Origin of the sequence: Pantoea sp. BL1, from assembly GCF_000963985.1 — a bacterium.
Classification (GTDB): Bacteria; Pseudomonadota; Gammaproteobacteria; order Enterobacterales; family Enterobacteriaceae; genus Pantoea; species Pantoea rwandensis_B.
The window spans coordinates 75,703-98,889 of sequence record NZ_JZRH01000028.1 but is presented as its reverse complement, the minus strand read 5'-3'; the positions used below and the strand labels follow the sequence as shown (position 1 = coordinate 98,889).

The window sequence follows — 23,187 nt, the reverse complement described above, 5'->3', positions numbered from 1 at the left end:
ACATCCCTACTGACACATACTGCTGAGAGTTAAAAATCATTGAAATTAATAATCATTCTCATTATGGTGCGGAGTGATGTGCACCAACAAATCAGATTATTAGGATTTCAATGCCTTATAGATTTTCAGCGATAAACCGTTCCATTGGCCTGCTGTTATTGTTACTTGGCAGTGTCGCCACCAGCGTTGTTGCACGCCCCAATATGACGCCACTCGGCCCCAATATCGCCGACAAGGGCTCCGCTTTTTACCAGTTCTCTCTTCGCGGATTTGATTCGGCGGATGGCCTGCGGCATTACAAGGTTTGGACTGCCGTGCCAGATAAAGCCCCTCCACCTTCGGGCTATCCAGTCATCGCGATGCTGGATGGCAACGCGGTGATGGACAGACTCAGTGACCCGCTGCTGCAAAAACTCTCGTCAGGTAACCCGCCGGTTTTGGTGGTGGTTGGGTATCAAACCACCCTGCCGTTTGATGTCAACGCGCGAACTTTCGATTACACCCCGCCTGATAAAGAACATGGCGATGCAGGATACACCTTCAGCCGCGGTCGCAAGGGCGGCGGAAGCATCGCATTCCGCGAATTGCTTGAGCAGCGTATTTTGCCCGCAGCGGAGAAAGGTTTGCATATCAATCATCAGCAACGTGCGCTGTGGGGACACTCCTACGGCGGGTTGTTTGTACTCGACAGCTACCTCTCCTCTCCGGTGTTTACGCGTTATTTCGCTGCCAGCCCGTCGATCGGCCAGGGGTACCATTCTTTATTAGGTGAGATGCAGACCCGAAAAGCCAGTGATAAGCAGATCACTCTGATGGAAGGGAATGGCGACCGCCGCAGCGATAGCAACACGGCAGAGCCTGAAGTGTTGCGCGCAGTACGCACCACTATCGAGGATATGGCAGAGAACGGCGCGGTTGCACGCTACCAACTCTTTCCAGGACTTTCCCACGGACAAATGTTTGGTGCTTCAATGGAAGAGGCGCTGCTGGAAATGTCGCAGATAAAATAACATGACGAAGTGGGCGCAAAACAATGCGCCCACTTCGTGGCTTAATTAAAAAACTTGATATCCGTGGGCGTGGATATTTTCGCTGCATCGCCCGCCGCTTTCAGCGCACCGCTAGTCGCATCGAAATGGAATAGAGAAATATTGTTGGTGAACACGTTTGTGACATAAAGATATTTTCCGCTGGCATCAAATGAGAACGCCCGAGGTTCGATACCATTCGCTTTATAACTGACCGGCTTGCCTAACTGGCCATCTGTCTCAATTTTAAACACCAATAGTTTATTATCTGAGCCACGATTCGCCGCAATCACATATTTACCGTTCGGACTAAGAATAATTCCGCCGCCGCTACGGTATTCAGCACTGTTATTTTCAGTGTTCAGTTTCACAGTAGCGCTGCGATCAAGGCGATCATCTTTCACGGTAAACACCGCGATCTCACCGGCCATTTCCGTGGTGACATAGGCATGTTTGCCATCCGGTGAGAACACCATATGACGCGGGCCAGAACCTGCGGTAAAGATTACGTCACGCGCGTTGTCCGCTTCCAGTGGCTCAGACTGAGTGGCGTGATAACGGTAGGCATGGAGTTTGTCACCGCCGAGATCGGCAGCGTACAAATATTTGCCGTCGTGGGTAAAGGTGGTTGAGTGCGCGTGGCCACCATCCTGACGCCCTTTCACCGCGCCCGTGCCCTGATCAAAGGCAAAGTGCTGCACCTGCTCACCCAGTTTACCGTCATGATGAATCGGGAACACCGACACGCTCGCGCCGCCTTTCGCCACCGAATAGTTGGCGACAAACAGGAATTTTCCATCCGGGCTGATGGTGGCATGCGTCGGCTGCTGGCCATGGCTATCCACCACGTTCAGCACCTTCACCTGACCGTTTTTATCAACGGACAGTGCGGTGACGGCCCCAGCGTTTTCTTCATTGGTGGTATAAGCAAAGCGTCCATCTTTGGATTTTACAATCCATGACGGGCTTTTCATTTTGATCACATCAAGTGGCGTTAAGGTGCCATCAGCATTCACCTTGAGCCGATACAATCCTTCGCTAGGGTGATCCGGTTTTTGCTCTAATGGCGCATCCGGAATTGACGTCCAGGTACCCACTAAAGCGATTTGATGATGTTCCGCGGCATTTGCCATAGCGCTCCCCGCCAGTGAAAAAACAGCTAGCGATAATGCCACGGTTATGTTTGATGCTAAACCGCTGAATGCGGCTTTTTTATTTCTATTCATTTTAGTACCCCACCATAATCGGAATGTTTAACGACTATAGTGGGATTAAATTGAATAGCGCCCGGCCATGGTGACCGGGTTCACAATATAGCAGAATAGTTTTTAGGAAATCGTGCCTTTAAATTCTGGCTCATCACGATTCAAGGTAAATATCTGCCAGTCAACCTGTTTGGCATGCAAGGTAAATACTGCTGTTGCCAGGGTGTTCTCTTCATCCGGATCGTTCGGCGAGAGGCGATAAATCGGCAGTTCCGCATCATGCTGGTCAGAGAGAATCGCGATAGCTGCATCCCCATCCAGCTGCGTTTGTGTCTCCAGCCATGCCATTAAACGCTGCTGGCGTGAGCCGGAACTGGCCGTAATCACCTGTTCGACGTCATCAAGCTGCGGATGAATCAGATGATTAGCATGGGCAAACACTGCGGTCAGTGGCGTCACCGAGCAACCCGAACCCGTGGCTTCCACGCTAAACAAACGGCTGTCGCCCATTTGTCCCAACGTATGATGGAAAGCCCCTGCGCGCGGTGATGTGGTGAGAATGCTGATGGCCTCATCCAGCGTGGCCGCATTCAACGCGGCGCGAGCCAGAATCTGACGCGGCACGCCTTCAGGACGATGCAGCGCACGAATATTATTCACCGTATTCACCACGCCCCGATCATTAACGGCAACGGTATGACCGCAAATCGAACCCGGATAAGCAAAGCTGGTAAACCCCATCCCGCTATCCGGACGGATGCTCACGATGGCACAGTCATTTCGTAATTGCGGGAAGCCATCTTCATTGTGCGCGATGATCAGCACACCATCAGCACGCTGCCCCGCCACGGTAGTGCAGCCATCCGAAGTTGAACGCACTAAGTCACCGCGACAGTTCCAGGCAAACACCTCCTCAATCGGTGCCTGTAAACCTGAGGCCAGCCCTTCCAGCTCTTGCCAGATCAGTGGATAGCGCGTCTCGACCAACGCGCGCAGGGTCAACGTTTGATCGGCGTCTTTCATGCCGGTCACCGTTTGCCAAAGGGTGGTGAGCTTCAGTTTTTGGTGCCACGCCTCACGGCCAAATTCACCCAGTTGCTGACCGATTTCAAAGGCGGAACCACGGATTGCGAGTTTTTTCATGTTGTTATCGTTCACTTCTGTTCAGGAGACGTGCTGCAAGAATTCTTTCAGACGCGGATTGCTGCTGGCTGTCAGCAGCATATCAGGTGGGCCATCTTCGGCAATGGTTCCGCCATCAATAAAGATCAGACGTGAGGCCACATCACGCGCAAAACCGATTTCATGTGTCACGATCACCATTGTCATGCCTTCATCCGCCAACGAGCGCATCACTTTCAGCACTTCATGACGTAATTCAGGGTCCAGTGCCGAGGTGGGTTCATCAAACAGCATCATCTTCGGCTTGACGGCCAGTGCACGCGCAATCGCCACTCGCTGCTGCTGGCCGCCAGAGAGTTCGGAAGGATAGTGATTGGCGCGCTCACGCAAACCCACACGATCCAACAGTGCCATCGCCTGTTCACGAGCCGCGGATTTGCTCAGCTTGCGCACACGAATTGGACCAAACATCACGTTTTCCAACGCGGTGAGATGGGGGAACAGATGGAACTGCTGAAACACCATACCCGCCTCGCGGCGAATATCGCACTCATTGGCGTGCGGATCGGTAATGTGCATGCCTGCCACCAACAGCGTACCAGAGGAGATCTCTTCGAGTTTATTGATGCAGCGTAACAGCGTCGACTTACCGGAGCCTGATGGCCCAATAATCACCACCACTTCACCGCTTTCAATCTTTAAATTGATGTCGTGCAGTACCTGAGTGGTGCCGAAATTTTTCGACACCGCGTTAAATTCAACCATGCTCATAGAATATGAATCCTTTTCTCCAGTTGTTTCAACAGGAAACTCAGGCACAACGTCACCAGCAGATAAATCATTGCCACTGCTGTCCAGACTTCCAATGCACGGAAGTTACCGGCAATAATCTCCTGGCCCTGGCGAGTTAATTCCGCCACACCAATAACGATAAATAATGAGGTGTCTTTGATGCTGATAATCCACTGATTACCCAACGCGGGGATCATACGACGTAGCGCCAGCGGCATGATAACGTGCCATACGGTACTGCGTTGTGATAATCCCATGGCCAGGCTGGCTTCTTTAAAACCTTTATTAATGGAAAGAATCGCACCGCGTGTAATCTCCGCAATATAGGCGCCAGAGTTAATGACAATGGTCACAATCGCAGCCGTGACCGGATCGATACGGATCGGCATGACCATCGGCAGTGCAAAATAAATGAACATCACCTGCACCATAATCGGCGTTCCGCGAATTAACTCAACGAAAATCAGTGAGAGTGTTTTTGATATTCTACCGCCCAATGCACGACAGGTGCCCGCCAACAAACCAATAATAAAACCACCCAGCAATCCTGATAGCGAAATAATCAGCGTTAACTGTAATCCCTGTAACAGCAGTGGCAGGGACTCCCAAATATATTTACTTTCGAAATTCATCTTTCAACCCGTAAAAGCGAAACGAGGCCGATTCTCACCGGCCTGGCGGGATTATTTTGGCTGCTTAGCAAACCATTTCACGTAGATTTTGTTATAGGTGCCATCCGCGCGCAGTGCCTGCAACGCAGCATTCACTTTTGGCGTTAAGCTGCTGTTCTTCTGCATCGCAAAGCCATACTGCTGTGGCAAAATGCTATCGGTTTCACCGGTGGACTTCACTTTGCCATCGCCTGCCGTTTTCACGTAATAGAGCACGTTAGGTGAGTCATGCACCACGGCGTCGAGGTTGCCGGCTTGCAGATCAAGATAGGCATTATCGATGTTCGGAAATTCGACGTAGTTTGCTTTATATTTGCTTTTCATAAAGCTGGCAGCGGCTGTGCCTTGCTTCAGGCCCACTTTTTTGCCAGATAAATCGCTAAATTTAGTGATGGAATTATCAGCGCTTTTCACCGCCATCAATAAATCGGCGTCATAATATCCTTCACTGAAATCGACAACTTGTTTACGCGCATCGGTAATGGTAATGCCCGCCATTGCCACATCCAGATTACGCGATTGCAAGCCAGGAATTAAACCACCAAAATCCATTGGGCGTAATTCGTAGCTGACGTGCATTTTCTTAGCAATGGCATCCCATAAATCGATATCAAAGCCTACATACTTGTCGCCTTGTTTAAATTCAAACGGTACAAATGCGGTATCCACACCGACGGTTAATTTATCTTGTGCTGCTGCAACAAAACTGGCTGAACAAGCAACCAATGCTAACGTAACTTTTAATTTAGAGAATAATGCAGACATAATAACCCTCAGCGTCAGTGAAATAGTGTGCGATAAATGTCACCCAGCGAAATATTTCGGCGGGAGTAAGAAGATAAATCCATTTGATATTCAGGGCGCATCCGATCACGCCCTGATAAAAACGACGGCTTATGCCGGGATAATAACATCCCGTGTTTCGGGTACCGGCGTCTGTGCGCCGTTCATGATCATCGAGAGGAAACTGTAATAACCATTGATGCCAATTAGATCGACCACGCCCTTTTCGCCCCATAAATCGATGGCTTGTTGCCAGGTGGCGTCAGAGACTTTTTGCTGTTGATGCAGCTGCTGACAAAAGTGGTAGATCACCCACTCATCGGTCAGCAAGTCATCGGGCAGACGTTTTTCATTAATGGCCTGTACGGCAGCGGCGGATATGCCCTTTTCACGGGCGATGGGCGCATGAATCGCCCACTCCACCGGCTGCGACCAGTGCCGGGCGGTCATAAGAATCGCCAGTTCCGATAAGCGCTGACCGAGCGCACTCCGGTAACGCAGGTATTCCCCCATGCGCTGCGCGTGCGCCATCAACTCCGGACTGCGCAGTAGAGGTTCAAAGGGTGGAAGCAGCGCACCACGTGGCCCGTTTATGATCTCTTCTGCCAGTGGACGTTGCTGCTCATCCCACTCATGCTCCGCCAGCGGCGGCAAACGATTGATCATAATTTACTGATCTCTTCGAGAATAACAGTGGCCAGCGTATCCACCACAAAATCGAGCTGGCTAGGGGTGATGATAAAGGGCGGTGCAATCAGGATATGATCGCCATACTGCCCGTCAATCGTGCCGCCCATCGGATAGACCATCAGGCCGCGAGCCATGCAGTTGGCTTTGATACCGGCATGCAATTTCAGCGCGGGATCGAACGGGGTTTTACTCTCTTTATCACGCACCAGCTCCACGCCTGCAAATAAGCCGCGTCCACGCGTGTCACCCACATGGGGTATTGCTCCGAGCACTTCACGCAGTGCATTTTGCAGGTAAGCGCCCTGCTGCTTCACGGCATCCAGCAGGTTATCGCGTTCAATAACCTGCTGCACCGCCAATGCCGCTGAAGCCGCCGTCGCGTGGCAGATGTAAGTATGACCATGCTGGAAAAGACCACTGCCCGACTGGAGTGCTGAAACGATCTTTTCACTGGCCAACACGGCGCCAATTGGCTGATAACCCCCGCCCAACCCTTTGGCGATAGTGACCAAATCCGGCACCACATCATCTTGTTCAAAGGCGTGCAACGTCCCGGTGCGGCCCATACCGCACATCACTTCATCAGCGATATACAGGATGCCGTATTTATCACACAGCGCGCGCACGCCTTTCAGATAGCCCGGCGTTGGCGGTGTCGCGCCGGTGGTGGCCCCCACCACCGTTTCAGCACAGAAGCCAATAATAGTTTCAGGGCCTGCATCAATGATCGCCTGTTCCAGTTCATTGATCAGACGTGTGGTGTATTGCTGTTGTGTTTCATCAGCACGACGATCGCGATATTCATTACAGGCTGACACGCGAATCACGTCGATCAGTAACGGGGCAAACTGACGACGACGCCACTCATTGCCGCCGACGGCCAGCGCGCCCAGCGTATTGCCGTGATAGCTCTGTTTGCGCGCAATAAATTTGGTGCGTGACGGTTGGCCGATTTCAACGAAATACTGACGTGCTAATTTCAGCGCGGTTTCCACGGCTTCCGAGCCGCCGGACACGAAATAGGTATAGTTGAGATCGCCAGGCGCCGTGCGCGTCAGCTGTTCGGCAAGCTGTTCTACGGTATCGCTAGTGAAGAAGCTGGTGTGAGCGTAAGCCAGTTGGTCAATTTGACGATGCATGGCCGCTAACACATCAGGATGTGCATGGCCTAAGCAGGAAACGGCGGCACCACCGCAGGCATCAAGATACGGCTTTCCTTGTTTATCGAAGATGTACGCCCCTTCGGCGCGTGCGGCTACGGCGGGCGTGCTACGCAAACTGCGGTGAATAATGTGGCTCATACTGGGTACTGCTCCTGAATACGCGACGGTCATTAAGCGCATCTTGCAGGATTCATTTGGATCACGTCAACGCAATAATGATTCACATGCATTCTATTTTCTTATGACGGATGCAAATGAATCATTTATCAGGATTTGCCTGGCACCACATAAGCGCCCGATTCGATCAGATAGCGTTCGGCATTTTCGATTTTATGCACGGCATCACGGCCATGGCGCGCCACCAGCATTGCCAGTAAGCACTCTGCCAGCCCCATGCCAGAGACCACAGAAGGGAAGAACGACGGGCTGTCGATAGAGAATAACAGGGTGCAGTCGGCGGCCTGTGCCAGCGGGGAAACCGGTGAATCGGTAATCGCGATAATCTTCGCGCCAGCCTGCTGCGCGGCGTGCAGCACATCCAATGACTCGCGGGAATAAGGCGCAAAGCTGGTCAGCAGCACGCAATCCTGCTCGGTGAGTTCACGGGTAAACACTTCAATATTGCTGGCAAGGCCATCAATCAGTGAGACCTGGCGATTGAAGAGTCGGTAAACATAAAACAGTGACCAGGCGATGGGAAAACTGGCACGAAAACCACAGATGTAAACGTTGTCAGCGGCATCGAGTAAAGCGACAGCCTGCTCCATTTCTGACTGGTTTTCGTTTTGCGTGTAGGCCAGATTGGCCTGATGCGCGTTGAACACCTCATCATACAGCTGCGGCTGGGTGCCTTTCGCAATCAGTTTTTCGGCTTTGGATACGTATGTATCATTACGCAGGCCGATATCATCAATAAAAGCATCTTTCAGTTCGCCCCAGCCTTGATAGCCCAAACGTTGCGCCAGGCGTAACAGGGTTGCGGGTTTGACGCCGGCTTCCACCGCAAATGCGCGCATCGATTGCACCACCAGTTGATTGGCGTTTTGCAGTGCGAATTCGGCGGCGCGCTGCAGTTCCGGTGACAGCTCACTGAACTGACTGACAATTTTTTCCCGAAGATTCATAACGTTTGGTCGTTGATGGCAGATGGATGCATATAACCATAATTGCAACGATGAGAAAACCAGGCGCGATGACGATTCCTCATGTTGCTATCTCCCCGGTAGAGCAGCCACGAAGGCGCAATTCTTTCCAATACAGTTGATCCTTGCCGTGGTTTAATCACGCCCACAGAAAAAAATAAGGACAGGCTCGTTGCTATGCTGCAGTTTTCAAATGGCTTTTTGCTGAGTTTATCGCTGTGCCTTGATATTGGATTGGCCAATATCGCCATGATTACCCTCGCGATGCAGCGCGGCTATTTTCACGGCTTTTGGCTGGGAATAGGCACCTGTATTGGCGACCTGATTTATGCGCTGCTGGCGCTGGCAGGCATGGCAGTGGTATTGCAGTTTACCGCGGTACGCTGGGTGTTGTGGATTGGTGGCGGAGTTTTACTGCTGTGGTTCGCGGGTAAAATGCTGATCGCCGCACTGCGTAAAGACGCGCCGTTACCTACCGCAGAGCAACAGCCTTATCGCTCATTGTTGCGCGAGTTTAGTCGAGGCGTCGTGCTGGCGATGTCATCGCCCACCGCGATTTTGTGGTTTGCCAGCGTGGGCGGCGCACTGATTGCTCGTATGGGGCACGGCAGCGTCAAGGCCACCTCCTCTTTCCTCGGCGGATTCTTTATCGCGGGAGTGGTCTGGACTTGTGTGCTGTGCCTGGTAGGCAGCATGGGCGGTAAGCTGCTGGGTCAGCGCCTGTTGAAATACTCTTACCTCGCCTCCGCACTGATCTTCTGTTACTTCGCCGCCTATGTGATGGTGTCAGGCTATCGGGAGTTTGTGCTGGGCTGAAGCAATTTGCTGGGCGTAATGGTGTGGCGTGGTACCCATCACTTTGCGAAAGGCATTAATGAAGTGGCTCTGATCGTAAAAACCGAGTTGCAGCGCGGCTTCCTGCGGATGTATCCGACGACGCAACAGTTCCCGCGCCTGCTGTAGCCGCAGTTGCATATGATATTGCAGCGGCGGCAGCCCGGTGAGCTGGGTAAAACGGCGCACCAGATGATATTTACTCAGCCCCGCCCGTTGCGCCAGCGCATCCAGTTGCGGCTTCTCGTGCAAGTGTTCACCAAGAAACTGCTTCACCTGCTCGATAATCTGCACTTCCCCCTGATGCACGCTCTCTTTGTCGTCGAGGAGTTCACCACACAGCCACAGCAACTGTTGTTCCAGCAGTAACTCATCTCCTGCGCGCGCGGCCTGGTCGAATTCAGTGATCGCTTGAAACAATCGCGCGTCCTGGAACACTCCTTCGCGCAAAGCTGGCGCAGCGGTGCTGCCAAACATTTCGGTTAAGATCGCCTGCGGCAAGTGGATGCTGATAAAACTCACCGGATCATTGCTGAACAAAGATGATTGAACCGCGACGGGATTATAAATCGTCACCTGCCCGGCAAACACGTCAGAGACCTTGCCATCGAGCCAAATCTCTTCACGCCCGCTGAGATTAGCGCAAATCACATATTCGTCATGCAGATGACGCGGAAAGCGGCTGCCAGTGGCGTTAACGAGCGAACATTCAATGCCATTGCGGCTGAACCATTCAGATGAGGAGAGGGACACATGATGCTCTGGTGAATAGGATGATGCGTTATAACAGCATCGCCAGTTTTGAATTGCAATGCTACCGGTTTGTTGCGGACTGATTAGCTTTAGTGGCGTTTTAAAGTGTTTGCCGGGAGCGGCGTAGCAACAACGGCTCCCGACAAAGAAGGCAGCGTTTAAATTCCCGCAATCCGTTTCAAATCAGCTTCAGCCCCAGGCGCTACCGCCAGCACCTGAGCGCCTTTCAGCAAACGTTCACCTTCGGTATTAAACGGGTGATACCACCCGCCTGCCTCTTTCACCAGACAATAACCCGCCAGGCAATCCCATGCGTGCATATAGGGTTCGTAGTAGCCCACCACCCGACCCGCCGCCACCCACGCCAGCATTAATGCGCCGGAACCGATACGGATGAAGTTACCCCCGGCTTCCAGCAATGAGGCCAGAATTTTACCCACTTCAGCAGGGCTAACGTGGCTGTTAGCACCAAAGCCTGTGACATGGTTTTGTAGCGTGCGGCTTGGATCAACCTGCAAGCGGCGACCATTTAAAGTCGCGCCTTGCCCCAGCGCCGCCACATAGCACTCCTGATAAGTGGGGGCAAAAATCACGCCAATCACCGGCACGCCGTCATGCAGTACCGCCACTGACACGCACCAGTTAGGCATGCCATTGAGGAACGGGCTGGTGCCATCAATCGGATCCACCACCCAGGTGTATCCCGATGTGCCTTCCTGCAATCCGTACTCTTCCCCCAGAATACCGTCATCGGCAAACTGATCGCGAATCTGCTGGTCGATCATCTGCTCGACTTCGCGGTCAGCGCGCGACACCACATCCTGCAGGTCATACTTGGTCTCGACCACCAGCGTGTCGCGATGATGGAAATACTCCAGCGCCTTTTCGCCCCCTGCGCGTGCCACTTTCTCTGCCAAAATCAAACGTGATAGCAGTGCGTCATTTACGGTGTCACTCATTATCTGTCCTTACATTAACCGGCAATCAGGGCTAATCCCTGAGGTTTAAAATCAATCGCCACGGCAGCAGCCAGCGGCAGACGCTGCTCCATCTGCGCATCAACGATAAACAAGGAACCGAGCGGCGTGGCCACTTCATATTCGATGTGATCACCCAGCCATGTGCTGTGGGTCACTTCGCCTTGCAAGGCTCCCTGCCCATCGCTATGCAACGTAATAAACTGTGGACGCACCGACAATTGGGCCGCGCCGGTTGGCACGCCGTTACCGCGCACGCGATAACGCAGATTTCCCAGCCGCACCAGCGCATCGTTGCCCTCCACCTGCTCGACTTCGCACGGCAGGATGTTGGCTTCCCCCATAAAATCAGCGATGAACACCGAATTCGGCGCGTGGTAGAGGCTTTCAGGTGCGCCCTGCTGGGCAATATCCCCCTCTTTCATGACAATAATTTTATCAGACACCGCCAGCGCTTCTTCCTGATCGTGCGTGACGTAGACGGCAGTAAAGCCAAGTCTTTGTTGTAATTCACGAATATCTGTACGGACACGGCGGCGCAAACGTTCATCGAGGTTAGATAACGGCTCATCCAGCAGTAGCACCTGGGGTTCCAGCACCAGTGCACGCGCCACGGCGATGCGCTGTTGCTGACCGCCTGAAAGCTCGGATGGCAATCGTTGCCCCTGGTTTTCCAGCCCAACCAATTTCAACCCTTCGCGGGCACGATCCAGCGCTTCTCGCTTGTTCATTCCCGAGGACTGAAGCCCATACATAATGTTGTCGAGGGCGCTCATATGCGGAAACAGCGCGTAAGACTGGAACACCATTGCCACATCGCGCTCGTTGGCAGGCAGATGCGTCACATCTTTACCGCCAATCAGAATGCGCCCGGAGGTGGGATGTTCCAACCCCGCCAGCAAGCGCAGTGTGGTGGTTTTGCCGCAGCCAGAGGGGCCAAGCAGCGTGACCAGCGTACCGGGTTCCACCGTCAGCGACAGATCCGGCAAGGCGTTGAAACCCGCAAAACGTTTGGTGACATGCTCAAATACCACGGAACCCGCATTGATACTGGTCATACGGTTCTCTCCTGAGTTAACGAAGTTGAAGAAGGCTGCATGGCGATATCAACAGGGCGGGCAGCGCGGCGCAGTTTTCGCTCACCGACCAGCCACTGAAACACGCCAATGATCAGCAGCATCACCACAATCAATACAGTGGAGTAAGCAATCGCCACGCCGTACTCACCGTTTTCCACCAGCCCGACAATGTAGGAGGTCGCCATGTTGTACTGCGCACTGACAAGGAAGATCACGGCACTAATGGAAGTAATAGCGCGAACGAAGGCATACACTAACGCGGCGCTGATCGCCGGTTTGAGCAACGGCAACACCACTTTGCGCAGCGTGCGGAAACTGTTGGCACCCAGCGTCAGTGAGGCTTCATCAAGGCTTTTATCCAGTTGGCTCATGGCCGCAATGCCCCCGCGCACCCCCACCGGCATATTACGAAACACAAAGCAGGCAATCAGAATCAGAGCCGTACCGGTGATCTCCAGCGGCGGCAGGTTGTAGGCCATCACATAGCTCACACCGATCACCGTGCCCGGAATAGCGAAACTCAGCATCAGCAAGAATTCAAACGTCTGACGGCCGGCAAACTTCTGCCGCACAATCAGCCAGGCGGTGAGCAAGCCGACAATCGCGGTGAGCGGCGCAGCAATCAGTGCAATCTCCAGCGTGGTCCAGAACGAGTTCCACGCCACGCCGGTCCACAACAGATGCCCGTCACTGACGCTGACACGGAAGGCCCGCACATAATGCTCGACAGTGAGGGCGTCATTTAGCCCCCATGACTGCACAAACCCACCGACGACGATCATGCCGTAAATCACCAACGTGAAGAGCCCCCACGGAATCACCATGCCGTACACGCCGTAGCGTAACAGTCTGGGCAGTTGACCATGTTTGCCACCATCGCCCTTACCGGTGACGGTGGCGAAGTTTTTGCCGCCCAACCACCAACGCTGCAGTACGAACGCCGCCAGAGTGAAACTGAGTAAAATCATCGCCAGCACCGCCGCCCGACTGGGATCATTCTGCGCTCCTACTACCGAGAAGAAGATTTCGGTGGAGAGCACACCGTGACTGCCACCCAGCACCATCGGGTTACCAAAATCAGCCATGCTTTCGATAAAGCTGATCAGGAAAGCGTTGGCCAGGCCGGGCGCCATTAACGGCAGAGAAATACGACTAAAGGTGCGCCAGCGGTTAGCGCGCAGCGTTTGTGAGGCTTCTTCCAGTGAGGGGCTTACCCCCTCGACCACACCAATCAGCACCAGAAACGCGATAGGCGTGAATGACAGCACCTGCGCAATCCAGATGCCGGTTAAACCATACAGCCATCTTCCGGGTTCGATGCCAAACAGTGCCGCCAGATATTCCGTGACCACGCCTGAACGGCCAAACAGCAGAATCAGCGCCAGACCAATGACAAACGGCGGCGTGATAATCGGCAAAATGGTCAGCATACGCAGCGCTTTTTTACAGGGCAGTGGCGTGCGCGTGGCGGCCAGCGCAAAGGCCAGCCCCAATAACGTTGAACCAGAGGCCGTCATCAGCGCCAGCCACAGCGTACGCCAGGCGGTGCCGCAGGTGCCGCCTTTCAGACAGGCCAGACTCCAGATCGAAGGGTCCTGAATGTTGCTGATCAGTCCGTCGGGTTTAAAACTGCCATCAACATCCTGTACCGATACCACAAACATGCTGAGTACCGGATAGAGCACAAATATGCTGACCAGCGCGGTCAGTAATACCAGGGAGGCCACCACAAAGGCATCGCCTTTCAGCACGCCCCGCTCGGCCAGCGCAAAAGAGAACAGCAGTAAAAAGGTGGTCAGCATCAGCAACGCACCCGCGCCCATCGCCGGTTGGCCCTGATCCAGTGGCCCGAAGCGATTTTCCAGCCACAGCCAACTCCAGCCGCTGTAACCTATGGCATGGCCTTCAATCACCAGAAAAATGACGCCCAGTGCGCTAAATAACAGCATCAGGCGGCTGCGCGCGCCAGATGGAAGTAATCCACACGCGGCACACAGCGCGAACAAGGTCAGCGCAATCGCCAGCCACGGATGTGAGCTGACCTGCCATAAGGCGGGTGCATTGGCTGGGTCGCTCCACAGATTGAACAGCCAGCCGCCATCAAAAAAGCCGGCTTCCAGGCTGTACCAAGGCAGCAAGAGTAGTGATGCCAGGCCGATCAACAGTGCGCCGGTAAGCCGACGATTATTTGCATGCATAAAACACCTCAAGAGGGAGAGTCTGGCTCTCCGGCTCGCAGTGGAATGATGTGTTGAAAGGCGCCACGGCAAGGAGAGGATCTCGCAGGGTGTGGCGCGGGTTCACGTAGTCAGGCCATCACTGTGCGCTGGCACCAATCTCTTTATCCCAGCGGCTGAGGAGCGCTTTGCGTTTGGCTGAGTCGCCATAAGTTTTGAAGTCGTAATCGATCAGCTTGATGTTCTCGAAGCGCGGGGCGTATTCCGAGACTTCTGCGTAACGATTTGACGGCAGCTGGAAGGATTTCGCTTCCTTCATATGAGACTGCGCCTCTGCGCTGAGCGCCCAGTCGTACCAGACTTTGGCATTCGCCAGGTTGCGTGCCCCTTTCACAATCGACATTGAGCCAATCTCATAGCCTGTACCTTCACAGGGCGCCACGGTTTTGATCGGGAAGCCATCCACCTGCATTGCAACGGCATCATGCATGAACACGATACCGACCGTGGTTTCACCTCGCGCCGTGGCTTTTACCGGTGCAGAGCCAGACTTGGTGTATTGCGAGACGTTGGCATTGAGTTTTTTCAGGTAGTCGAAGGCCTGATCTTCCCCCATGATTTGCACCAGGGTGGCCAGCGTGTTGTAGGCGGTACCGGAAGAGTTAGGGTTGGCGATTTGGATTTCCCCCTTAAAACCGGGATCCAGCAAGTCCTTCCAGCAGAGGGGTTCTTTCAGTTTTTTATCAGCTAACAGTTTGGTGTTATAGCCCCAGCCCAGTGCTCCCGCGTAAATTCCCACCGTGCGATAGCCCGAGTTTTCAGCCTGTTTTTGTGCCCAATCCTGCTGCTGGTCAAGCAGCGGTGATTTATACACTTGCGTTAACCCCTCATCGGCCGCCTGCATATGCGGATCGCCGGTTCCAGCCCACCAGATATCGGTACGCGGATTACGCGCTTCGCTGCGCAAACGCGCATACGCTTCCCCCGCCGACAAACGCACCATACTGACTTTGATATCCGGATGGCTCTGGCTGAAGATGCGTGTCATATGCTCACACACCACCACGTCAGCGGAACATACCATGTTGAGATTGCCCGCCGCAGAGGCAGCAAAGGGCAGTGCTGTACAAGAGAGGGATAGTGCGACGGCGATTGAGGTAGCTCGCATGGTGTTCTCCTTGGATTGTAGGGTGGTGCTTCACCGGCACCTTTTTGCACATCTGTGCAAAGTAGTAATGAACAAAAAAACAGCTGTCAAACAGCTTGCAATGCAATTGACAGGTTGTGTCACAAAAATGCAACAAATTAGATCCCGAACGGTTTGCACAGCTTTGCAATTTGAGGCAGACTCTTTTTCAACCGATGTTTGCGCAGGAGTTAAGCATGCAGAGTGAGAAAACCGTGGTCAGTGCGCAGGATGTGGCAGAACGCGCTGGCGTATCACGCTCAGCGGTATCACGCGTGTTTACACCGGGTGCCAGCGTGTCCCCTGCCATGCGAATCCGCGTCATGAAAGCCGCGCAAGAACTGGGCTATCACGTCAACCATCTGGCGCGCGGTCTGGTGCGTAATCGCAGTGGAATTGTGTGCTTGATTGTCTCGGAAATCGCCACACCCTATCGCGCCAGCCTGGTGCGCTGGCTGACCCAGTTCCTGCAGGAAGCGGGAAAAATTGCCATGCTGATCAATACGGATCGTTCCGACAACAGCGTGTCAGCCGCGTTACAGCAGGCGATTAACTTCCGTGCGGACGCCTCGATCATCCTTTCCGGTATGCCGGATCGCACCATCACGCGCCAGTGTTATCAGCATGGTCAGCGCATCATTTTGATTAACCGCGATGAAGCATTACCCGGTTCACTCAGCATCAATCTGGATGCACAACGAGCCGCTGCCACAGCGGTGATGGCGTTTCAGCGCGCCGGCTGTCAACACCTCGCCTTCGCTAACTCCCTGGCGGGCACACCCAGCCTGATGAAACGCGAAGCGGCGTTTGTTGCCGAAGCGCAGCGCATTGGGATGACGGTTACCGTTGAGCGCTTTGGCTCCACCTCTTACGAAAGCGGGCAGATTCTGGCCCACCGATTGCTGACTCAGCATCAACGACCCGACGCCGTGTTTTGCGTGACCGACCTGGTTGCTTGTGGATTTATGGATGAAGCACGCCACCGTTTTGCCCTGCGCGTGCCCGAGGACTTATGTCTGATCGGCTACGACAATATCGCGCAAGCGGGTTGGTCTTCTTACCATCTCACCACCTTTGCCCAGCCGGTTGAGCAATTTGCACGCGATGCCGTGAACTGGCTGATGCAAACCGAGGCCGATGAGACCGGCTTTACTCCGCAAACTGAGCAACAGCATGACAGCTTGCTGTACCAGGCCGATGTGGTGTGGCGTGGATCCGTGCGCGGTGCCTAAGAACAGCGTGTTATCTCATCCGGTTGTGCATAAGCGCCCTATTTTCATATAAGGATCACGATGAACCTTCGTAGAAATCTGTTTGCCGCCAACCTGTTGATTGCCGGTGCGTCCTGGTTAAGCGCCCTACCGGCGCACGCGGAAGCGCAGTATCAACTGGAAAAGGTGGTGGAATTGAGCCGTCATGGTATTCGCCCACCCACGCCTGGCAACCGTAAAGAGATTGAAGCAGCGACTCAGCGCCCGTGGACAATCTGGACCACACACGATGGCGAGTTGACCGGGCACGGCTACGCTGCCGTCGTGAACAAGGGACGTTGGGAAGGCGATCACTATCGTCAGCTGGGTTTATTGACGTCAGGCTGTCCACAGGCACAGGAGGTGTATGTTCGCGCCAGCCCGTTGCAACGCACCCGCGCCACTGCCCAGGCGCTGATGGATGGTGCCTTTCCAGGCTGTGGCGTAACCGTGCATCACGTGGCGGGTGAAGATGATCCCCTGTTCCAGACCGAAGCCTTTCCGGCTACCGATACCGATCCGGCACAACAACTTGCCGCCGTAACAGCAACGACGGGGGATCTGGTGGCTCGCCAGCAGACGCTACAACCTGCTGTGCAGGCATTAAAGAGTGCTGTCTGTCAGCCAGGCAGCGATTGCTCGTTCTTTGACAATCCGTGGCAGATCAAGCAGAGCAAGAGCGGCAAGACCTATGTGCAGGGATTGAGTGTCCTTGCCAACATGGTGGAGACGTTGCGTCTGGGCTGGAGTGAGAACCTGCCGGCAGATCAACTGGCCTGGGGCAATATCACCCACTCCGCGCAGATTACCGCTGTATTACCATTGTTAACCGCTAATTACGATCTCAGTAACGACGTGCTGTATACGGCGAAAAAGCGTGGCTCCATTCTGCTGAATGAAATGATTCAGGGTGTTGAACAGGGTGTCAGCCCTGTTTCAGATGCCGTGCCGGATGCACGCTGGCTGCTGTTCGTCGCACATGACACCAATATCGCGATGGTGCGCACTTTGATGGGCTTCACCTGGACTTTGCCGGGCTATACGCGCGGCAACATTCCCCCCGGCAGCAGCCTGGTGTTTGAACGCTGGCGCGATAAGCAGAGCGGCAAGCATTGGCTGCATGTTTATTTCCAGGCACAAAGCCTCGACGATCTGCGTAATCTGCACTCCGTGGATCAATCGCACCCGCTGCTGCGTGAAGAGTGGCGAGCGCCAGATTGTCGGGTCACCGGGATCGGCACGCTCTGTCCAATGGCATCCACGTTAGCGGTATTGGGTCAGCAGCTTGATCCCACTGCCATTACGCCGGTGAGTTACGCGCCATAACGCACACCTGTTTCACCACGCCGCGCAACCAGCGATGCGCGGCATCATTTTCCAGTCGTGGATGCCACATTTGTGACACTGTCATTTCTGGCGTGGTAAAGGGCAACGCAAGCATCACCAACGCCTGGCTGTGCACGATCAATGGGTGATGCTCAACCAGCGAACGAGGTACCAGCGCCACCCAATCCGAATTCACCACCAACGCCACGGCGGCGGAGAACGCGGGCACGACAGCGACAATCTTGCGCTGCAATCCGGCGTGCTCAATCGCCTCACAGATTGGTCCACCCCGCTCTTCTCGACGAGACGCCACAATGTGGCCAAATCGGGCCAATTGGTTGATGTCCATCTGCTGTGTCAAAGGATGGCCCGCACGCACCACGCCGACAAAACGATCGCGAAACAGCGCCTGCAAGCGGATTTCAGGCCCCATATTGCCGAGCACGCCAATCTCTATATCGATGCTGCCATCACGCAACTCACGATCGCTTTTCTCCGGTTTTGCCACAAAGACCAACTCGACATTCGGTGCCTGCGCGGTCACAGCCGCAATCAGCGCGCTGCCAAACGCTTCAACAAAGCCTTCATTGGTGCGCAGCCTGAAACAGCGATTCAGCTGTGCCAAATCCAGCGTTTCAGCATCCGGGCTGAGCACAGCATGCGCTTCCCGCAACGTACGCTGCGTCCGTTCTCGTATCGCTTCTGCATAAGGGGTCAGCACCATCTGCCGGCCGGCGCGTACCAATAACGCATCGCCCGTCACCTTGCGCAGGCGGCCCAGCGTACGGCTCATCGCGGATTCGCTCAGGTTGAGCTGGCGTGCCGCGCCCACCACGCTGCCCGTGGTGAGCAGCGCGTCGAGTGCCGTGAGTAAATTCAGATCGGTGGTGTTCATGTTCAATATCCTGCTGGATGTCACGCTGCATAACAAGGCGTTTGATGCAGGTTATCACTGCATAGGCTGCGTGTTCCGCCTCCCCTTGTCACGCGCTAGACTTTCCCCATCAACGCTTACTGAGGAACAAATGATGAAAACATTATTGATTGGCGCATCACGCGGGCTGGGATTCGCACTGGCAGAAACCATGCTGCAGCGAGGCTATCAGGTTGTGGCCACCGGGCGAGCCCATTCTACCGATAAACTGGTGCAACTGGCTGCACGCTATCCGCAACAGCTGACGGTGGAAACGGTGGATATTACAGCACCCGACCAGGTTCACGCCCTGCATCAACGCCTGACCGGGAGGGAGTTTGACATGTTGTTCGTCAATGCCGGGGTGAAAAATGACGATCGGGAAACCATCGCCGATGTTTCAACCGAGGAGTTCACCCGTGTGATGGTGACCAACGCGCTCAGCCCATTACGCGTGATCGAGACATTCAAAGATCGGGTCAGCATCAGCGGCACGATTGCCGTGATGTCTTCCGGTCAGGGCAGTCTGACCAATAACACCAATGGCAACTACGAGGTGTATCGCGGTAGCAAAGCAGCCTTGAACATGTTTATGCGCAGCTTTGCCGCCCGTCATCAGGATGCGCGTACATTGCTGTTGATGGCGCCGGGTTGGGTGCAAACCGATATGGGCGGGCCGGAAGCTCGCCTGACCATCGACGAAAGTATCCCGAACCTGCTCAACACTGTGGAGGCGTATGCGGGTCGCACCGGGCTGCATTATCTCGATTATCTGGGTCGCATCGTGCCGTGGTGAAGTCAAAGGGACGCACCGTATGCGGAAGGCTGTGAGCTGTGAGCTGTGAGCTGTGAGCTGTGAGCTGTGAGCTGTGAGCTGTGAGCCAGATTATATCTTCCGCTGCAGAAGATTTCGCAAAATCCCCCGCAGCCAGCGGTTTGCCGGATCGTCTTGCTGCGCGTTGTGCCACAATAAAGACAGCTCATAATCCGGCATTTCAACCGGCACCGGCGCAGCATTTAAGCCATAGCGTTGGCACCACGCGGGAGCCAGCCCCTGCGGTACCGTGGCGAACAGCGGCATCTGCTGGAGTAGCAGCGGTAAGCTGGAAAAGTGCGGCGTGACATAGCGTACACGTCTGGATTTTCCCAGGCGCTGCAGAGCATGGTCAAGGGCACTTTCGCTGGCACCGCGATAAGAGACCAGCGCATGCTGATGACGGACAAACTGCGCCAGCGTAAGGCGTTCCAGTGCAATTTGCTGGCGGCTCCACACAGTGCGAAAACCCGCCGGGCCGATTTTCTCGCGAGTTAAGTCACGACTCACTTCATTCCCGACGGTGATTACCACATCCGCCTGCTGCTGCTCCATTAATGGAATCGCCTGCCAGGGATCGGCAGCAACGACATGAATATCCACACCGGGCGCGTCGGTGGCGAGTTCCGCTAACAAATCAGGCATCAACCACTGTTCCAGCCAATCGCTGATGCCGATACGAAAACGACGGTTATCATGCTGCGCATCAAACGCATCCGGCGTGAAGATCACCCGATGCAGATCCTGCATCAGCGGTGCGAACTGCTCTACTAATTGTGCCGCGCGTGGCGTTGGCGTCATGCCCTGTGATGTGCGGATAAACAGCGCATCCTTAAACATCTCGCGCAACCTTTTCAGCGCAGCACTCACGGCTGGCTGACCCAGATAGAGGCGATTGGCGGCCTGCGTGACGCTGCGTACCTCGTACATCACCATCAACACAATCAGCAGATTAAGATCGACGCGAGAGAAATCATTTTCATTGATGTTGTTCATGATTTTAATCGATTTAAATAATGATCTGCGCCTCAGTATAGTGACTTTCAACTGACTGTCACGGACGCCGTTGAGCGCGTCTTCTATCAAGTGGAGCACAACATGAAGATTCAGGTGGGCGAGTGCCAGGTTGAAAAAATCACAGAACAGCGCGCAGCCTTTCCATTCGGTGCGTTATTTAAAGCACATCGCAGTGAGATGAGTGACGCCTTTGCCGAACAGCCTGCGGAGGTCTCGATTCACAGTTGGCTGGTGCGCACCGCTGAACACACCATCCTGATTGATACCGCAACCGGCAATGGGCGCAATCGGGATAACAAACCGTTATTCCATCTGCTGAATACGCCTTATGTCGAGAATCTGGCACGGGCGGGCGTTGATCCTGCTGAAGTGACGCTGGTATTGATGACGCACATCCATACCGATCACGTTGGCTGGAATACGCACTGGGTGGAAGGTGAGTGGCAACCCCTGTTCCCCAACGCGCGTTATGTGTGCTCGGCGGTGGAATTGCAGCACTGTCAGGACAACCCCGCCCATCAGGAATTGTATCGCGACAGTATTCTGCCGCTGCTCGAACGCGGCCAGTTGCAGACCATCAATGTAACGGATTCCCCGCTGTTCGCCGGGGTGCTGCGCTACATTCCCACACCGGGTCACAGCATCGATCACGCGTCGATTGTGCTGGAGAGCCAGGGCGAGTATGCGATATTCCCGGGTGATGTCATGCACCATCCGGTGCAATTTCAACACCCACACTGGAACTCGCTGTTCTGTGAAAACCTCCCACTCGCGATGGCCTCGCGTCAACGCGTTATAGACTGGTGCCAGCAACATCAGGCAATCTGGTTCAGTTCCCATTTTCATAGCCGTTCTGTTGGGCGCGTTGCGTCTGATGGGCAATGGAGTCCACTCGAGGATTGACCGGATGCAATACGCTGACTATCTCACCGCGTCGCTGAGCGACTTAAACCAGGCACTGCAACGCGGCGAAGTCACCGCGCGCCAGCTGGCCGACTACGCCCTACAGCGCATTGGCGAGGCAGACCAGCCGCGCTACAACGCCATCACCTGGCTGTTTGCTGATGAGGCGCGTGCAGCAGCAGAACAGAGTGATAAACGCCGTCAACGTGGTGAGGCGTGGGGTCCGCTGGACGGCGTACCGGTGCTGATTAAAGACAATATTGAAGTCCGGGGCTGGCCCACCAGCGCGGGCTCGGTGATGTTGCGCGGCGTCATCGCTGATAACGATGCTCCGCTGGTCACCACACTGCGCCATCAAGGCGCGATTTTGATCGGCAAAACGGCGATGCATGAACTGGCAGCGGGCATTACTGGCGCCTCATCACTGAGCGGCTTTACCCACAATTTCTGGCAGCAAGGACGTTCACCAGGCGGTTCAAGTAGCGGTTCCGCGGTTGCCGTTGCCGCCGGTTATGTGCCGCTCGCCATCGGCAGTGACACGGCAGGTTCGGTGCGTATTCCCGCCGCGTTCAATGGTCTGTTGGGTTTACGCATGACGCGCGGTGCGCTTAGCACGGCCGGAATTGTGCCGCTGTCACCCAGTCAGGATATCCCCGGCCCGCTGGTGCGCAGCACGGCCGATCTGCGCATCGCCAGCGAAATACTCAGCGGCAAGACGTTTGCTATTGAGGGAGAAGCCTTGCGGGTCGGTATCTGGCAGGAAGGATTCGCCGCCGATGAAGATGAGATTAACCAGGCGGTACAAGCCGCCGTCGCCGGGTTCGCACCCGCAGCACTGAGCTGGCCAGAATTAGAGACGTTAGCGGCTGATGCCAATATCATCGGCTATGAATTTGCTGAAGCGCTGGCGGAGTATTTAGCCGATAAACCCCAGGCACAGTTCCATTCCTTGCCTGAGATCGCCGCGTCCGGGTTGTATCATCCCCAGCTCGAAACCGTGTTTAAGACCCGCGCAGTTCATCCAGGTACGGCTAGCGAAGCTTATGCTCAGGTGCAGCAACGTCAGCGCGATCTTTATCAGCAGCTGGTGGCGATGTTCGACCAGCACAACATTAACCTGCTGGCCTACCCGGTGGTGCGCAGTCCCCCAGTCAAACAGGGTGAGATGCAGGAAGGCAGCAATGCGCTGGTTTCAGCGGTGACTGGCGCGCCAGCGATTTCGATTCCGGCTGGCCTGAGTGATGACGGGGTGCCGATTGGTGTCGAATTGCTGGCGCTGCGAGGTCGGGAAGATTTGTTGCTGCGCGCAGCTGAAGCCATCGAGCTGCGCATATCGCTGAATAAATAAAAGCGTCGCCGCTT

The 23,187-nt window shown here is 54.7% G+C and carries 22 protein-coding genes; 7 read left to right on the top strand and 15 right to left on the bottom strand.

Features of this window, described 5'->3' with window-relative positions; all coding sequences use genetic code 11:
* Window positions 1–110 precede the first annotated feature (110 nt).
* Window positions 111–1,010 carry an alpha/beta hydrolase gene (locus tag VH86_RS14345; RefSeq protein ID WP_045833288.1) on the top strand — a complete coding sequence of 300 codons (900 nt, stop codon included), beginning with the start codon at window positions 111–113 and terminating at the stop codon, window positions 1,008–1,010.
* 41 nt (window positions 1,011–1,051) lie between these two features.
* Here VH86_RS14345 and VH86_RS14340 read toward each other — a convergent pair whose 3' ends face one another.
* From VH86_RS14340 to VH86_RS14305, 8 genes are all read right to left on the bottom strand, one after another.
* Entirely contained in the window at window positions 1,052–2,161 is a 1,110-nt protein-coding gene (locus VH86_RS14340; RefSeq protein WP_045833287.1) for a lactonase family protein, read from the bottom strand.
* Window positions 2,162–2,356: 195 nt separating this feature from the next.
* On the bottom strand, window positions 2,357–3,376 hold the full coding sequence (locus VH86_RS14335; protein ID WP_045833322.1) for an acyl-CoA--6-aminopenicillanic acid acyl-transferase: 1,020 nt from the start codon (window positions 3,374–3,376) through the stop codon (window positions 2,357–2,359).
* 21 nt (window positions 3,377–3,397) lie between these two features.
* Window positions 3,398–4,120: a glutamine ABC transporter ATP-binding protein GlnQ gene (glnQ, locus tag VH86_RS14330; RefSeq protein WP_045833321.1), complete on the bottom strand. Its 723-nt coding sequence runs from the start codon at window positions 4,118–4,120 to the stop codon at window positions 3,398–3,400.
* A 2-nt stretch (window positions 4,121–4,122) separates the two neighbouring features.
* Window positions 4,123–4,779 (bottom strand): glutamine ABC transporter permease GlnP, encoded by a 657-nt coding sequence (gene glnP / locus VH86_RS14325; protein ID WP_045816687.1) that lies wholly within the window; start codon window positions 4,777–4,779, stop codon window positions 4,123–4,125.
* A 51-nt stretch (window positions 4,780–4,830) separates the two neighbouring features.
* Window positions 4,831–5,583 (bottom strand): glutamine ABC transporter substrate-binding protein GlnH, encoded by a 753-nt coding sequence (gene glnH / locus VH86_RS14320; RefSeq protein WP_045833286.1) that lies wholly within the window; start codon window positions 5,581–5,583, stop codon window positions 4,831–4,833.
* Between the two features lie 129 nt (window positions 5,584–5,712).
* Window positions 5,713–6,267, bottom strand: coding sequence for a carboxymuconolactone decarboxylase family protein (locus tag VH86_RS14315; protein ID WP_197080219.1), 555 nt, complete (start codon window positions 6,265–6,267; stop codon window positions 5,713–5,715).
* Window positions 6,264–7,592, bottom strand: coding sequence for an aspartate aminotransferase family protein (locus tag VH86_RS14310; RefSeq protein ID WP_045833285.1), 1,329 nt, complete (start codon window positions 7,590–7,592; stop codon window positions 6,264–6,266). Before VH86_RS14310 ends, VH86_RS14315 begins: the two co-directional genes overlap by 4 nt.
* A gap of 128 nt (window positions 7,593–7,720) precedes the next feature.
* Window positions 7,721–8,578, bottom strand: a complete 858-nt coding sequence (locus VH86_RS14305; protein ID WP_045833284.1) for a MurR/RpiR family transcriptional regulator — start codon at window positions 8,576–8,578, stop codon at window positions 7,721–7,723.
* A 195-nt stretch (window positions 8,579–8,773) separates the two neighbouring features.
* Between VH86_RS14305 and VH86_RS14300 the strand changes: the two genes are divergently transcribed.
* Window positions 8,774–9,412 carry a LysE family translocator gene (locus tag VH86_RS14300; RefSeq protein WP_045833283.1) on the top strand — a complete coding sequence of 213 codons (639 nt, stop codon included), beginning with the start codon at window positions 8,774–8,776 and terminating at the stop codon, window positions 9,410–9,412.
* On the opposite strand, the gene VH86_RS14295 is transcribed toward VH86_RS14300, so the two are convergent.
* The 5 genes from VH86_RS14295 to VH86_RS14275 form a co-directional block, all read right to left on the bottom strand.
* The gene (locus VH86_RS14295) at window positions 9,383–10,183 is read right to left on the bottom strand and encodes an AraC family transcriptional regulator (protein WP_045833282.1); all 801 of its coding nucleotides are present in this window, start codon (window positions 10,181–10,183) and stop codon (window positions 9,383–9,385) included. The two genes, VH86_RS14300 and VH86_RS14295, sit on opposite strands and share 30 nt — an antisense overlap.
* 158 nt (window positions 10,184–10,341) lie before the next feature.
* Complete coding sequence (locus VH86_RS14290; protein WP_045833281.1) at window positions 10,342–11,142, bottom strand: inositol monophosphatase family protein; 801 nt, start codon at window positions 11,140–11,142, stop codon at window positions 10,342–10,344.
* A 14-nt stretch (window positions 11,143–11,156) separates the two neighbouring features.
* Window positions 11,157–12,218: an ABC transporter ATP-binding protein gene (locus tag VH86_RS14285; RefSeq protein ID WP_045833280.1), complete on the bottom strand. Its 1,062-nt coding sequence runs from the start codon at window positions 12,216–12,218 to the stop codon at window positions 11,157–11,159.
* Window positions 12,215–14,437: an iron ABC transporter permease gene (locus VH86_RS14280; protein WP_045833279.1), complete on the bottom strand. Its 2,223-nt coding sequence runs from the start codon at window positions 14,435–14,437 to the stop codon at window positions 12,215–12,217. Before VH86_RS14280 ends, VH86_RS14285 begins: the two co-directional genes overlap by 4 nt.
* A gap of 118 nt (window positions 14,438–14,555) precedes the next feature.
* Window positions 14,556–15,584, bottom strand: a complete 1,029-nt coding sequence (locus VH86_RS14275; RefSeq protein WP_045833278.1) for an ABC transporter substrate-binding protein — start codon at window positions 15,582–15,584, stop codon at window positions 14,556–14,558.
* A 215-nt stretch (window positions 15,585–15,799) separates the two neighbouring features.
* Here VH86_RS14275 and VH86_RS14270 point away from each other — a divergent pair, with 215 nt between their 5' ends.
* Entirely contained in the window at window positions 15,800–16,834 is a 1,035-nt protein-coding gene (locus VH86_RS14270; protein WP_045833277.1) for a LacI family DNA-binding transcriptional regulator, read from the top strand.
* Between the two features lie 60 nt (window positions 16,835–16,894).
* On the top strand, window positions 16,895–18,178 hold the full coding sequence (locus VH86_RS14265; protein WP_045833276.1) for a histidine-type phosphatase: 1,284 nt from the start codon (window positions 16,895–16,897) through the stop codon (window positions 18,176–18,178).
* Here VH86_RS14265 and VH86_RS14260 read toward each other — a convergent pair.
* Window positions 18,153–19,073: a LysR family transcriptional regulator gene (locus tag VH86_RS14260; RefSeq protein WP_045833275.1), complete on the bottom strand. Its 921-nt coding sequence runs from the start codon at window positions 19,071–19,073 to the stop codon at window positions 18,153–18,155. The two genes, VH86_RS14265 and VH86_RS14260, sit on opposite strands and share 26 nt — an antisense overlap.
* A gap of 133 nt (window positions 19,074–19,206) precedes the next feature.
* Between VH86_RS14260 and VH86_RS14255 the strand changes: the two genes are divergently transcribed.
* Complete coding sequence (locus VH86_RS14255; RefSeq protein ID WP_045833274.1) at window positions 19,207–19,887, top strand: SDR family NAD(P)-dependent oxidoreductase; 681 nt, start codon at window positions 19,207–19,209, stop codon at window positions 19,885–19,887.
* Window positions 19,888–19,977: 90 nt separating this feature from the next.
* Here VH86_RS14255 and VH86_RS14250 read toward each other — a convergent pair whose 3' ends face one another.
* Entirely contained in the window at window positions 19,978–20,901 is a 924-nt protein-coding gene (locus tag VH86_RS14250; protein ID WP_045833273.1) for a LysR family transcriptional regulator, read from the bottom strand.
* A 102-nt stretch (window positions 20,902–21,003) separates the two neighbouring features.
* Here VH86_RS14250 and VH86_RS14245 point away from each other — a divergent pair, with 102 nt between their 5' ends.
* A complete protein-coding gene (locus VH86_RS14245) occupies window positions 21,004–21,825 on the top strand; it encodes an MBL fold metallo-hydrolase (protein WP_045833272.1) in 822 nt (273 codons plus the stop codon).
* A 4-nt stretch (window positions 21,826–21,829) separates the two neighbouring features.
* Complete coding sequence (locus VH86_RS14240) at window positions 21,830–23,173, top strand: amidase (protein ID WP_045833271.1); 1,344 nt, start codon at window positions 21,830–21,832, stop codon at window positions 23,171–23,173.
* Window positions 23,174–23,187 lie beyond the last annotated feature (14 nt).

What these genes read in the sequence shown, in the direction of transcription:
- VH86_RS14300 (WP_045833283.1), top strand. Translation starts at nt 8,774, where the DNA reads ATGCTGCAGTTTTCAAATGGCTTTTTGCTGAGTTTATCGCTGTGCCTT.
- VH86_RS14335 (WP_045833322.1), bottom strand. Translation starts at nt 3,376, where the DNA reads ATGAAAAAACTCGCAATCCGTGGTTCCGCCTTTGAAATCGGTCAGCAA.
- glnQ (WP_045833321.1), bottom strand. Translation starts at nt 4,120, where the DNA reads ATGGTTGAATTTAACGCGGTGTCGAAAAATTTCGGCACCACTCAGGTA.
- VH86_RS14255 (WP_045833274.1), top strand. Translation starts at nt 19,207, where the DNA reads ATGAAAACATTATTGATTGGCGCATCACGCGGGCTGGGATTCGCACTG.
- VH86_RS14285 (WP_045833280.1), bottom strand. Translation starts at nt 12,218, where the DNA reads ATGACCAGTATCAATGCGGGTTCCGTGGTATTTGAGCATGTCACCAAA.
- VH86_RS14275 (WP_045833278.1), bottom strand. Translation starts at nt 15,584, where the DNA reads ATGCGAGCTACCTCAATCGCCGTCGCACTATCCCTCTCTTGTACAGCA.
- VH86_RS14240 (WP_045833271.1), top strand. Translation starts at nt 21,830, where the DNA reads ATGCAATACGCTGACTATCTCACCGCGTCGCTGAGCGACTTAAACCAG.
- VH86_RS14250 (WP_045833273.1), bottom strand. Translation starts at nt 20,901, where the DNA reads ATGAACAACATCAATGAAAATGATTTCTCTCGCGTCGATCTTAATCTG.
- glnH (WP_045833286.1), bottom strand. Translation starts at nt 5,583, where the DNA reads ATGTCTGCATTATTCTCTAAATTAAAAGTTACGTTAGCATTGGTTGCT.
- VH86_RS14315 (WP_197080219.1), bottom strand. Translation starts at nt 6,267, where the DNA reads ATGATCAATCGTTTGCCGCCGCTGGCGGAGCATGAGTGGGATGAGCAG.
- VH86_RS14260 (WP_045833275.1), bottom strand. Translation starts at nt 19,073, where the DNA reads ATGAACACCACCGATCTGAATTTACTCACGGCACTCGACGCGCTGCTC.
- glnP (WP_045816687.1), bottom strand. Translation starts at nt 4,779, where the DNA reads ATGAATTTCGAAAGTAAATATATTTGGGAGTCCCTGCCACTGCTGTTA.
- VH86_RS14345 (WP_045833288.1), top strand. Translation starts at nt 111, where the DNA reads ATGCCTTATAGATTTTCAGCGATAAACCGTTCCATTGGCCTGCTGTTA.
- VH86_RS14310 (WP_045833285.1), bottom strand. Translation starts at nt 7,592, where the DNA reads ATGAGCCACATTATTCACCGCAGTTTGCGTAGCACGCCCGCCGTAGCC.
- VH86_RS14290 (WP_045833281.1), bottom strand. Translation starts at nt 11,142, where the DNA reads ATGAGTGACACCGTAAATGACGCACTGCTATCACGTTTGATTTTGGCA.
- VH86_RS14340 (WP_045833287.1), bottom strand. Translation starts at nt 2,161, where the DNA reads ATGGCAAATGCCGCGGAACATCATCAAATCGCTTTAGTGGGTACCTGG.
- VH86_RS14265 (WP_045833276.1), top strand. Translation starts at nt 16,895, where the DNA reads ATGAACCTTCGTAGAAATCTGTTTGCCGCCAACCTGTTGATTGCCGGT.
- VH86_RS14245 (WP_045833272.1), top strand. Translation starts at nt 21,004, where the DNA reads ATGAAGATTCAGGTGGGCGAGTGCCAGGTTGAAAAAATCACAGAACAG.
- VH86_RS14305 (WP_045833284.1), bottom strand. Translation starts at nt 8,578, where the DNA reads ATGAATCTTCGGGAAAAAATTGTCAGTCAGTTCAGTGAGCTGTCACCG.
- VH86_RS14270 (WP_045833277.1), top strand. Translation starts at nt 15,800, where the DNA reads ATGCAGAGTGAGAAAACCGTGGTCAGTGCGCAGGATGTGGCAGAACGC.
- VH86_RS14280 (WP_045833279.1), bottom strand. Translation starts at nt 14,437, where the DNA reads ATGCATGCAAATAATCGTCGGCTTACCGGCGCACTGTTGATCGGCCTG.